Origin of the sequence: Streptomyces sparsogenes (genome assembly GCF_001704635.1) — a bacterium.
GTDB classification, from domain to species: domain Bacteria; phylum Actinomycetota; class Actinomycetes; order Streptomycetales; family Streptomycetaceae; genus Streptomyces; species Streptomyces sparsogenes.
Genome location: NZ_MAXF01000144.1, coordinates 1 through 11,244 on the forward strand (window position 1 = coordinate 1; position 11,244 = coordinate 11,244).

Consider the following 11,244-nt stretch of genomic DNA (forward strand, 5'->3'; position numbering starts at 1 on the left):
GACCGCCCGGCGCGCGGGTCGCCTCGATGCCGTCCATCAGCGGCATCCGGACGTCCATCGCGACCACGTCCGGCCGCAGCCGCCGCACCAGCGGCACCACCGAGGCGCCGTCGGCGGCCTCGCCGGTGACCCGGATGTCCGGCTGGGACTCCAGGATCGCGCGCAGCCCGGCACGCACCAGCTGCTCGTCGTCGACGAGGAGGACGCTTATCGGCACATGATCACCTTAATGCGGGCTCGGCCGGGGCCTTCCCTCGTGGTCACCCGTCAGGCACCCGTCAGGCACCCGTCAGCGGTCATCTGCCCGGGCGGGGCGGTTCGGGGGGAGGGTCACGCGCAGCCGCCATTCGCCCTCGTACGGGCCCGCCTCCGCCTCCCCGCCCAGCAGCGCCGCCCGCTCGCGGATGCCGCGCAGGCCGGTGCCGCGCCCGGCGCCGACGCCGGCCCCGCCGAGGCCGCCCGGGCCATCGGCACGGTCGGGGAGGGGGTTGCGTACGTCCAGCCGGAGCGCCCCCGTGCCGGGGGCGACCGCGACCCGCACGGCCACCGGCACCGGCCCCGCGTGCCGCAGCACATTCGTCAGCGCCTCCTGGAGGATGCGGTAGCCCTCGCGGGAGACCGGGCCGGGCAGCTCCTCCAGCGGGCCGGTCACCCGCGCGTCGAGCGCCGAGCCCGCCGCCCGCGCCGACTCCAGCAGGCGCTCGGCGTCGGCCAGCCCCGGACGGTCGGCCGGGCCGCGGGCGCCGTCCTCGCGCAGCAGCCTCAGCACCCGCTCCAGGTCCTCCAGCGCGTGCCGCCCGGTCTCCTCGATCGCGGCCAGCGCCCGGTCCGTGAACTCCCGGGTGCCCGCCGCCCGCGCCGCGCCCGCCTGCACCACCGCGACCGTGAGCGCGTGCCCGATGGAGTCGTGCAGTTCGCGGGCGAGCCGGTTGTGCTCCAGCAGCCGCTCCGTACGCTCCTCAAGGGCGGCCAGCCGCTCCGCGGCCGACGGGCCGAGCAGACGGGTGGCGGCCGCGGTCATCAGGTTCCCGGCGGCCACCACGAGCGCCATGAGGGCCGCCAGGGGGAGCGGGGCGAGCAGCGCGTACCAGCCGTGGTGGCCGGTGATCCGCACCCCCAGGACCGGCGTGGGCGTGCCCCCGGCCGCGGCGGTGACCAGCGCTCCCGTCAGGCCGGGCAGTTGGACGCTCAGCAGCGTCATCAGACAGCCGGCCTCCAGCCGCAGCACCAGCCACAGGGCGGTGCGCGCCCGGTCGCCCCGGGACGCGGACGGCGCGGCCGCGATCCGCGGGGCGAGGTCGCCGCCCCCGTAGCGCGCGTGCTTCCCCGGGGCGAGCAGCAGCCGGGCCTGAAGCCCCTCTGCCAGCCGGGTGGCCGGCACCATCGCGACGGCGACCAGCGGCACCACCGGGAGCACCGGCAGCCACAGCAGTTGGACCGGACGGACGCCGAACAGCCCGGGGTAGACCAGCCCGCACACCGCCGCGACCACGGCCCCCGTCAGCAGATGCAGCCAGCGGGTGTAGGTGACCGCCCGGGCCAGCGGGGCCAGGGCGGCCCGAGCGGCGCGGACGGCGGCGCCGGGCAGGGCACGGGGGATACGGAGGGCCTGGGCGGCGGACGACGTCGACACATCGGCCATCCTCCCCCGCGGCCCGCCCCGCGCCCTCCCCCGCGCGGGGGAGCGGGAACCCGCCCGCGGGGGAGGCCCCGGGCGGCCCCGGCACGGCACCGTCGAGGCCATGACCAGCCAGACGTCGATCGACGTACACCAACTGACCAAGGACTACGGGGTGGTGCGCGCCGTGGACCGGCTGACCTTCCGGGTGCTGCCCGGCCGGGTCACCGGCTTTCTCGGGCCCAACGGCGCCGGGAAGTCCACCACGATGCGGATGGTGCTCGGCCTGGACCGGCCGGACTCCGGCACCGCGACCCTCGGCGGCCGCCCGTACCGCGAACTCGACGAGCCGCTGCGCCACGTCGGCGCGCTGCTGGACGCGGGGGCCGCCCACGGCGCCCGCACCGCCCGCGACCACCTGCTCTGCCTGGCATTCAGCAACCGCATCACGGCGGCCCGGGTCGACACCGTGCTGGAGGAGACGGGCCTGGCCCCGGCCGCCGAGCGGCGCGTCCGCACCTTCTCGCTCGGCATGCGGCAGCGGTTGGGCATCGCCGCCGCGCTGCTCGGCGACCCGCCGGTGCTGATGCTCGACGAACCGGCCAACGGGCTCGACCCCGAAGGCATCGTCTGGATCCGCACCCTCATGAAACGGCTGGCCGCCCAGGGCCGCACCGTCCTGGTCTCCAGCCACCTCATGGCCGAGACCGCGCTGACCGCCGATCACCTGGTCGTGCTCGGCCGGGGCAGGCTGCTCGCCGACACGCCCATGGAGACGTTCGTACGGGAGCACAGCCGACCGCGGGCCCGGGTGCGCACCACCGAGCCGGAGCGGCTGCGCTCGGAGCTGGCCCGCGCGGGGCTGACCGCGGAGCCGGACGGGCCGGACCACTGGACGGTGGACAGGGCCGCGCCGGACGACATCGGGGCCCTCGCCGCCCGCCACGGCATCCCTGTCCTCGAGCTGGCCGAGGACAAGGCCTCATTGGAGGAGGCCTATTTGCGGCTCACCGCCGACCGGGCCGAATTCACCACGTCCCGACCCGCGCCGGCGCCCGGGAGCACAAGGGCGAACACAGCGAAGCAGGAGGTTTGAAGACGTATGTCCGTCAAAGCGGTGCTGCACTCCGAGTGGACGAAGATCCGCTCCCTGCCCTCCCTGATGATCGCCCTCCTGAGCGGTCTGGTGGCCACCACCGGCGTCACCGCGCTGGTGAGCGCGACCCACGACGGGAAGGAGAGCGGCGCGGACTTCGACCCGGTCTTCTTCTCCTTCTTCGGCCTGAACTTCGGCCAGATCGCGGCCATCTGCTTCGGCGTGCTCGCGGTGGCGAACGAGTACGCCGGCGGCGGCATCCGCGTCTGGCTCGCCGCCGTCCCCCGGCGCGGCCTGTACTACGGCTGCAAGCTCGCCGTCGTGGGCCTGTGCGCCCTCGCCGTCGGCCTGGTCACCGGCTTCGCCTCGCTGCTCGGCGGGCAGGCCCTGCTCGGCGAGCAGGGCGTGGGCCCGGGCGCCCCGGGAGCGCTGCGCGCGGCGGTCGGCTGCGGGATCTACCTCGCGCTGCTGACGGTGCTGTCCGCGGGCGTCGCGGCCGTGCTGCGCGGCCCGGTCGGCGCGCTCGGGCTGCTCGTCCCCCTGGTCTGCTTCCTGTCCCCGGTGCTCGGCGACGGCCCCGCCACCCGCTTCCTCCCCGACCGGGCCGGTCAGCAGGTGCTGCACGCCACCCCCGAGGGCCCCCTCGGTCCCTGGACGGGACTCGGGGTGCTGGCGCTGTGGGCGGCGGCCGCGGTGTGGGCCGGGCGGCTGGCCCTCGGGCGCCGGGACGCCTGACGGGCGGCCAAGTGCCGGGCCCGGCCCGGTTGTCGGAACCGCTTGTCGGACCCCACTTGTTAAATGGGCTCATGACCAGCACGGCGGACCATCTGGCGACCATCGACCTGCTGCGCGCCCGGGACTTCCCGGCCCGGCCGGGGGTGGCCGGGGCCGTGGCGAGCGGTCCCGGCTTCCATGTCGCCGACCTCCTGGTCAGCGAGGACTTCTGGGACGCGGACCTGGAGCGCCTGATGGAGGTCGAGGAGGAGTTCGAGGCGGAGCTGGAGGCGCTGGTCCAGGTCCTGTCCTTACGCTGGGGCGAGCCGGAAGTCCTCGACCTCGTCGACCACTTGGAGCGCCAGGCCATGGGGGAGCCGGTCCCGGAGCCGCTGGCCTCGCTGTGCGGCTATGTGGGGCGGGTGTACGGCTGGCGGACCGGCGGGCGCTGGATAGGGCTCGGAATCGGCCAGGGGGACCGCGAGCTGCCCCTGCAACTGGTCGCGGCGATAGGGGAGGACAGCGTGCGCTGAGCCGCCTGCTCGCGCGCTCTTCCTGGACCGGGTGGCCTGGGCTCACGCCAAAGCCGTCTCTCCATGGGCACTCACGGCCAGACGAACCTCTCCAGGGTGTGCCGTCGGACGGTACGCCGGGGGCCAGTCGGCGGACGCCCGGGGCCTTACCGGCCTCCGCCATTTCACCAATGTCGACCCGGTCGGCTCGTTGCGCCTCCGGCGTTGTTCAGACCTTTTCGGAACAGGACCAGGTGCCATTCCACCTCCGCTACTGTACGGCTGAGTGACATCCAACGGAGGGCAGAATGGACCAAGGGCTTGCGGCCATTTACGGGGCAATAGTTGGCGCGGTAGCAACCGGGGCTACCGCCGTCATCACCGCGAGATCCACATTCGGTGTGCAGAAACACCAAGCACGCCGGGAGGCATATCATGCATTCCTCCTGGCCCTCCGTGAACTGTACGGCCCAGCACAGCGATGCTTACGCGTAGCAATTGACCGCGCAGAAGGTATCCCTACGTCTCTGACTCCCGAAGAACTCACCGACCTTAGTAGAGAGGTCGGAGTCTTGATTCAGTCCATGCGCAGAACACACGTGGCTGTCGAACTGGAAGGTTCGCGAGAAGTAGCCGAGATGGCGAGTACCGCCGCAGACGCCGCCCATACTCATGCGGTTGTCGCGGTGAGCCTGGTTGCCTCACTTGACATAGGTAGGCACATCACCCCGGCCGAGAAGGCCAACGCCGAAGCAGCCTTCCGCAGGACCGTCGCCGCAACACATTCGTTCGCCGAGGCTGCTCGCTCCCAGCTCTGAGTGCTCCTGAACAACCTTGGAACCCGTACAGATTCCGAGCCGTATCACGCTTCGGTGTCCGTGGGTACCGCCGCGTCACTCCAACGGGAGCTGCGCGCTGGAGAGATCGTGGTGTGTGACAGAGCCCTGCGTGATGGAGGAGTCTCCCACCACTACCTGGGTCCCGCCCCCTACGCCATGCCGTCCTCAGACCTGACCGACCACCTTGCGCGAATCCTCCGTGCCCGCACCACAGAGGTCCGCAGAGGGGCGGGATGGAGCACCGACGCGCCGTCCCTCGTCGACCGCCGCCCCCGCCAGAACTCGCCCGTAACGCGAAACGCCCTGCACGTGGCGCTGGAGGCCGCCTTGGTCGCCCTCGGCGACGCCGCGCGAGCCCCACAGAGGCCGGGCGACGAAGCGCTAAGGTAGGCCATCCGCAACATGACCTGATGGTGACAGGCGGGCGAATATTCGACCGAGCCTGTACAACAAAGGACCCGCCTCGTGAGCACAGGCGCCCCGCGCCCCACGGTCGGCGCCGTGGTACTGACGATGAATGACCGGCCCGAGGAATTCGCTCGGGCCATGGCCACGCTCCTCGCCCAGGAGGGTGTCGACCTGGACGTGGTGGTCGTGGGCAACGGCTGCGTTCCCGAGCAGGTCCCTCCCGAGGTGCGCACCGTCGAACTACCGGAGAACGTGGGCATTCCCGAAGGGCGCAACATCGGCGCCGCCAACGTCAAGGGGGACTACCTCTTCTTCTTCGACAACGACGCGTACCTGCCGGCCACCGACACCTTGTCCCGTCTCGCCGCCGAGTTCATGCGCGAGCCCGGCCTGGCGTACGTACAGCCGCGCATCACCGATCCCGACGACCACACCACCCTGCGCCGCTGGGTACCTCGGCTGCGCGCCTCGGACCCCACGCGCCCCGGCGTTGTCACCGTCATGGCCGAAGGCGTCGTGATGGTGCGCCGTTCGGCGTTCGATGCGGTCGGCGGCTGGCCGGGCCACTTCTTCCTCTTCCACGAGGGCATCGACCTGGCCTGGCGGCTGTGGGACCACGGACACACCGGCCGCTACACGCCCGGCGTCATCATCCACCACCCCGCGACCGACCCAGCCCGCCACGACACCTTCTACCGGCTCAACGCCCGCAACCGGGTCTGGCTCGCCCGACGCAACCTGCCCACCGTCCTCATCCCCTTCAACCTCGCCACATGGATTCTCATCACCTTGTGGCGTACCCGCAGCCGGTCCGCACTGCGAGTCTCACTCACGGGATTCAGGGAGGGTCTGCGCGGCGGGTACGGCTCGCGGTCGCCGATGAGGTGGCACACGGTCGCACGGCTGACCCGCGCAGGCAGGCCACCGATCCTTTGAATGGCGCCGGACGCCGGCCACGCCGCTGCCATACGGTTCCGAACCGTATCCAGCGCCCGTCAGCCGTCGGCGTACGCGGCGGCACGCAGCCGGGCGAACTCCTCGGCCATCGTGGCCAGGGTCCAGTGGGCGTTGAGCCCGCTGGGGTTGGGCAGCGCCCATATCCGGGTGGTGCCGATGGTGCGCTCCTGCGGCCCGATCGCGGCCCGTTTGTCGCCGAAGGCGACCCGGTAGGCGGTCACCCCCGCGACGGCGAGCCACCGCGGGCGCAGGCGGGTGACCTTCTCCTGAAGGATCCGCCCGCCCTCGCGGTACTCCTCGTCGGTCAGCTCGTCGGCCCGGGCGCTGGCCCGGGCGACCACATTGGTGATCCCCAGGCCGTACGTCAGCAGCTCGTGCTGCTCGGACGGCTTGAGCAGGCGCGGGGTGAAGCCGGAGGCGTGCAGGACGGGCCAGAAGCGATTGCCCGGGCGGGCGAAGTGGTGGCCGGTCGCGGCCGTCATCAGCCCCGGGTTGATGCCGCAGAACAGCACGCGGAGGCCGGCCGCGACCACGTCGGGCACGAGGCGGTCGCGGGCGGCTTCCAGCTCGGCGGGGGTCATCGAGGGCTGCCCGCGCGCGTCAGAGGATCGACCCGGGGGCGTAGGCCGCGGCCTCCGGGTGCCGCTTGGCGATCTCCTCGATCCGGGCGACCACCGTGGCGACCTGGTCGGCGGCCGCGCCCGTGAAGGACAGCTTGTCGGCCATCAGCGCGTCCAGCTGGGCGCGGTCCAGCGGGATCCGCTCGTCGGCGGCCAGCTTGTCGAGCAGTTCGTTGCGCTCGGCGCCCTGCTCGCGCATCGCGAGCGCGGAGGCGACCGCGTGCTCCTTGATGGCCTCGTGGGCCACCTCACGGCCCACCCCGGCCCGCACCGCCCCCATCAGCACCTTCGTCGTCGCCAGGAAGGGCAGGTAGCGGTCCAGCTCGCGGGCGACGACGGCCGGGAAGGCGCCGAACTCGTCGAGGACCGTCAGGAAGGTCTCCAGCAGCCCGTCGAAGGCGAAGAAGGCGTCCGGCAGCGCGACGCGGCGCACCACCGAGCAGGACACATCGCCCTCGTTCCACTGGTCGCCCGCCAGCTCGCCGGTCATCGACGCGTAGCCGCGGAGGATCACGGCCAGGCCGTTGACGCGCTCGCAGGAGCGGGTGTTCATCTTGTGCGGCATGGCGGAGGAGCCGACCTGCCCGGGCTTGAAGCCCTCGGTCACCAGCTCGTGCCCGGCCATCAGCCGGATCGTCTTGGCGAGCGAGGAGGGGGCCGCGGCCAGCTGCACCAGCGCGGTGACCACCTCGTAGTCCAGCGAGCGCGGGTAGACCTGGCCGACGGAGGTGAAGGCCCGCCCGAAGCCCAGGTGCTCGGCGATCCGCCGCTCCAGCTCGGCGAGCTTGGCCGTGTCGCCGCCCAGCAGGTCCAGCATGTCCTGGGCGGTGCCGACCGGGCCCTTGATGCCGCGCAGCGGGTACCGGGCCAGCAGCTCCTCCAGCCGCCCGTACGCCACCAGCAGCTCGTCGGCCGCGGTCGCGAAGCGCTTGCCGAGGGTCGTCGCCTGCGCCGCCACATTGTGCGAGCGCCCGGCCATGACCAGCTCGGCGTGGTCGGCGGCCAGCTTCCCCAGCCGGGCCAGCGTCGCCACCGTACGGTCCCGGACCAGCTCCAGGGAGAGCCGGATCTGCAGCTGCTCCACGTTCTCGGTCAGATCGCGGGAGGTCATGCCCTTGTGGACGTGCTCGTGCCCGGCGAGCGCGTTGAACTCCTCGATCCGGGCCTTCACGTCGTGCCGGGTGACCTTCTCCCGCTCGGCGATCGAGGCCAGGTCCACGGTCTCCAGGACCCGCTCGTAGTCGGCGAGGGCGGCGTCCGGCACCTCGATGCCCAGGTCCTTCTGGGCGCGCAGCACGGCGAGCCACAGCCGCCGCTCCAGCGTCACCTTGTACTCGGGAGACCACAGGACGGCCAGCTCCGCCGAGGCGTAGCGGCCGGCCAGGACGTTCGGGATGCGCGGCTTAGCAGTCACGAGCAGACAGTCTACTGGCCGTATGCGCAGGCCAGCGCCGTAGCCGTGGCGGCGCCCGGCCGCGTGCGGCTCAGCCCTCGTACGGCAGCAGCTCGGCCCGCTTCGGCGGGCGCCCGTCGCCGGAGGAGCGGCCCGTCAGCCGCCTGCCTATCCACGGCCCCAGGTGCTCGCGGGCGAAGCGCGCGTCCGCGGTGCGGCGGGCGACCCAGCCGGGGCGTATCGCGGGCGGCAGCGGCGCGTCCCAGTCGGCCTCCGGCTCGTGCCCCAGCGCCTGCCAGACCGCCTCGGCCACCCGCCGGTGCCCCTCGGCGTTCAGGTGCAGCCGGTCCTCCGCCCACATCCGCGGATCGCCGAGCGTCTCGGAGGCGAACAGGTCCACGACGATCGCGCCGTGCCGCGCCGCCAGCTCGTCGATGACGGAGAACAGCCGCTCCATCCGGGGCACGAACCGCGGCAGCACCGGCCCGCGCCGCCCCGGGCTGCGCATCAGCACCAGCTGCTCGCAGCGGGGCGCCAGCCGCTCCACGGCCTCCTCCAGCAGCCCGCAGACCCGCTCCACGTCGCACTTGGGCCGCAGCACGTCGTTGAGCCCGCCGACCAGGGTGACCAGGTCCGCGCCCATCGCCGCCGCCGCGTCCACCTGCTCGTCGACGATCTGCCCGATGAGCTTGCCGCGCACGGCGAGATTGGCGTAGCGGAAGCCGGGGGCGCGGGCCGCGAGGCGCGCCGCGAGCAGATCGGCCCAGCCCCGGTAGGTGCCGTCCGGCAGTTCGTCGGACATGCCCTCGGTGAAGGAGTCGCCGACCGCGACGAAGCTGGTGTAGGTGGTGTTCATCCCCATGGCGCGGGAGATCCTATCCCGCGGGCTGCGCGAGGAAGCGCGCACGCGCATGATGAGCCGCATGGGGATGACCAACATCTACTTCGAGGGCGGGGCGCGCAACGGCACGACCGCCACCTGGAACCTGGAGCCGGGCGTCGACATCTACGACGACAACATCTTCCGGCCGCCCGAGCTCTACCGGCGGACCACGCGGACCAAGGTCATCGGGCGGGTCGAGTACACCGTCTTCCGCTACGACCCGTCCGGCACCCGCCCCACCTGAGGCCCGCGCGACGCACCCCGCGCGCCCGCCCCGCACGCCCGGCGGATCCCTCGGTTGGCCCGCGCCGGGTTCCGGAGGGGGCACATCGGGGCAGTCTGGTCGGCGTGGATGCCTTTGAATGCGACCGTACGACCATGGCCATCGTGGCCGCCGCGCTCGCCGACGACGGGGAGGGGGCGGTCGCCCTGCTGGACCCGCTGGAGCGGCGGGACGTGTGCCGGGTGGCCGTCCGGCTGGCCGCGATGGCCGCCGACGCGCTGCTCGCCGTGGCGGAGGAAGGGGGCGGCGGCAAGGCCGAGGCGCTCGCCCACTGGCAGGCGTGCATCATCGCGCACGAGTCGCGCCGAGCGGAGTAGGCGCCGCGCGCCCCTTTTTTTGCGGGGCGCGGTTTTTGTAGTGCGGACTTTTGTGGTGCGGCTTTTGTGGTGCGGCTCGCCTCCGGAGCGCGCCGGGGTCAGGCGACCAGCTCGCGCAGCACGTCCTCCATGGTGACCAGGCCCTCCAGGCGCCCCTCCGCGCCGATGACGGCGGCGAGGTGGGTGCGGCTGTCGCGCATCGCGGTCAGCACGTCGTCCAGCGCCGCCTGCGCCCGCACCCGGGCGATCGGGCGCAGCTGGTCAGGGCGGAACGGCAGCTCCCGCGGGCCCGCGTCCAGCGCGTCCTTGATGTGCAGATAGCCCAGGATGCGACCGGAGTCGTCGACCACCGGGAAGCGCGAGAAGCCGGACCGTGCCGCCAGCCGCTCCAGCTCCTCGGGGGTCACCCCGAGCCGGGCGGAGACCACCCGGTCCAGGGGCAGCACCACGTCCCGCACCCGGCGCCGGCCCAGTTCGAGGGCGTCCCGCAGCCGCTCGGCGCCCCGGTCGTCCAGCAGCCCGGCCTCGCTGGAGTCCACCACCACCCGGGCCAGCTCGTCGTCGGAGAAGGTGGCCGACACCTCGTCCTTGGGCTCCACCCGCAACAGCTTCAGCAGGCCGTTCGCGAACGCGTTGACGGCGAAGATCACCGGGCGTAGGGCGCGCGCGAGGGCCACCAGCGGCGGGCCGAGCAGCAGCGCCGAGCGCACCGGTTCGGCCAGAGCCACGTTCTTCGGCACCATCTCGCCGAACAGCATGTGCAGATACGTCGCCGCGGTCAGCGCGATCACGAACGCGACCGGGTGGACCAGCCCGGCGGGCAGCCGCACGGCGTGGAAGACCGGCTCCAGCAGATGCGCGATGGCTGGCTCAGCGACCGCGCCCAGCACCAGCGTGCACAGCGTGATGCCGAGCTGGGCCGCGGCCAGCAGCGCGGAGATGTGCTCCAGACCCCACAGCACGGCGTGGGCCCGCCGGTCGCCCTGCTCGGCGCGCGGCTCGATCTGGCTGCGCCGCACCGAGATGAGGGAGAACTCGGCGCCGACGAAGAAGGCGTTGGCGACCAGCGTGAGCAGGCCGATCAGCAACTGCAGCAGCGTCATCGGGCCGCCCCCTCGCCATCGCCCGAGCGACGCCCGAAGCGGCCGGCGTCGTCCGGGCTACCGGCGCCGCGCGGGCCGTCGGCGCCGCCCGGGCCGCCGCCGGCGCCGTCGCCTGCGGCCCCGCCGTGCTGCCCGCCACCGCCGTGCCGTCCGCCCGCGCCGTCCCGCGCGGCCGTGCCCTGCCGCCCAGCCGCGTCGTGCCGCTCAGCCGCGCCGTCGTCCCTCCCTTCGGAGGGGCCCCCGGCTCCGCAGTGCTCCCCGTCCGCGCAGTCCTCCCCGGTCTCCGGCGACGGCGCCCGCAGCCGTACGCGGGCGGCCCGGTGGCCGGAGTCCTCCGCCACCTCGATGCCCCAGCCCGCCACCTCCAGGGCGTCGCCGCGCACCGGGATCCGGCCGAGCTCGGTGGCCACCAGCCCGGCCAGGGTCTCGTACGGGCCGTGCGGCACCCGCATGCCGATGGCCTCCAGCTGGTCGACGCGGGCCGCGCCGTCCGCGTCGTAC

14 protein-coding genes are annotated in these 11,244 nt (G+C 73.3%); 7 read left to right on the forward strand and 7 right to left on the reverse strand.

The window, feature by feature from the left end; translation table 11 throughout:
- Together BBH68_RS29740 and BBH68_RS29745 are read right to left on the reverse strand one after the other, a co-directional pair.
- A partial coding sequence (locus BBH68_RS29740; protein ID WP_141713086.1) for a response regulator transcription factor occupies positions 1-217 on the reverse strand: 217 nt, incomplete at its 3' end.
- Between the two features lie 72 nt (positions 218-289).
- Positions 290-1,642 (reverse strand): sensor histidine kinase, encoded by a 1,353-nt coding sequence (locus tag BBH68_RS29745; protein ID WP_079151273.1) that lies wholly within the window; start codon positions 1,640-1,642, stop codon positions 290-292.
- Between the two features lie 100 nt (positions 1,643-1,742).
- Here BBH68_RS29745 and BBH68_RS29750 point away from each other — a divergent pair, with 100 nt between their 5' ends.
- The 5 genes from BBH68_RS29750 (at position 1,743) to BBH68_RS29765 (ending at position 6,123) form a co-directional block, all read left to right on the forward strand.
- Positions 1,743-2,714, forward strand: coding sequence for an ABC transporter ATP-binding protein (locus BBH68_RS29750; protein ID WP_065966824.1), 972 nt, complete (start codon positions 1,743-1,745; stop codon positions 2,712-2,714).
- Positions 2,715-2,720: 6 nt separating this feature from the next.
- Positions 2,721-3,449 (forward strand): ABC-2 transporter permease, encoded by a 729-nt coding sequence (locus tag BBH68_RS29755; RefSeq protein WP_065966825.1) that lies wholly within the window; start codon positions 2,721-2,723, stop codon positions 3,447-3,449.
- 71 nt (positions 3,450-3,520) lie between these two features.
- On the forward strand, positions 3,521-3,961 hold the full coding sequence (locus tag BBH68_RS29760; protein ID WP_065966826.1) for a hypothetical protein: 441 nt from the start codon (positions 3,521-3,523) through the stop codon (positions 3,959-3,961).
- A gap of 857 nt (positions 3,962-4,818) precedes the next feature.
- Positions 4,819-5,169 (forward strand): phosphorylase family protein, encoded by a 351-nt coding sequence (locus BBH68_RS41280; RefSeq protein ID WP_281182498.1) that lies wholly within the window; start codon positions 4,819-4,821, stop codon positions 5,167-5,169.
- Between the two features lie 75 nt (positions 5,170-5,244).
- Complete coding sequence (locus BBH68_RS29765; protein WP_065966827.1) at positions 5,245-6,123, forward strand: glycosyltransferase family 2 protein; 879 nt, start codon at positions 5,245-5,247, stop codon at positions 6,121-6,123.
- Positions 6,124-6,182: 59 nt separating this feature from the next.
- Here BBH68_RS29765 and mug read toward each other — a convergent pair whose 3' ends face one another.
- The 3 genes from mug to BBH68_RS29780 form a co-directional block, all read right to left on the reverse strand.
- Positions 6,183-6,725 (reverse strand): G/U mismatch-specific DNA glycosylase, encoded by a 543-nt coding sequence (mug, locus tag BBH68_RS29770; protein ID WP_065966828.1) that lies wholly within the window; start codon positions 6,723-6,725, stop codon positions 6,183-6,185.
- 19 nt (positions 6,726-6,744) lie between these two features.
- Positions 6,745-8,178 carry an adenylosuccinate lyase gene (gene purB, locus BBH68_RS29775; protein WP_065966829.1) on the reverse strand — a complete coding sequence of 478 codons (1,434 nt, stop codon included), beginning with the start codon at positions 8,176-8,178 and terminating at the stop codon, positions 6,745-6,747.
- Positions 8,179-8,248: 70 nt separating this feature from the next.
- Positions 8,249-9,019, reverse strand: coding sequence for an SGNH/GDSL hydrolase family protein (locus BBH68_RS29780; protein WP_065966830.1), 771 nt, complete (start codon positions 9,017-9,019; stop codon positions 8,249-8,251).
- Between the two features lie 61 nt (positions 9,020-9,080).
- Between BBH68_RS29780 and BBH68_RS29785 the strand changes: the two genes are divergently transcribed.
- Complete coding sequence (locus tag BBH68_RS29785; protein ID WP_065966834.1) at positions 9,081-9,284, forward strand: hypothetical protein; 204 nt, start codon at positions 9,081-9,083, stop codon at positions 9,282-9,284.
- Positions 9,285-9,418: 134 nt separating this feature from the next.
- On the forward strand, positions 9,419-9,640 hold the full coding sequence (locus tag BBH68_RS29790) for a hypothetical protein (protein ID WP_065966831.1): 222 nt from the start codon (positions 9,419-9,421) through the stop codon (positions 9,638-9,640).
- A 98-nt stretch (positions 9,641-9,738) separates the two neighbouring features.
- On the opposite strand, the gene BBH68_RS29795 is transcribed toward BBH68_RS29790, so the two are convergent.
- Both BBH68_RS29795 and BBH68_RS43460 read right to left on the reverse strand, forming a co-directional pair.
- Positions 9,739-10,743: a hemolysin family protein gene (locus BBH68_RS29795; protein WP_065966832.1), complete on the reverse strand. Its 1,005-nt coding sequence runs from the start codon at positions 10,741-10,743 to the stop codon at positions 9,739-9,741.
- The coding region (locus tag BBH68_RS43460) for an HlyC/CorC family transporter associated domain-containing protein (RefSeq protein ID WP_281182497.1) at positions 10,740-11,244 on the reverse strand (505 nt) is incomplete at its 5' end. The genes BBH68_RS43460 and BBH68_RS29795, both read right to left, overlap by 4 nt.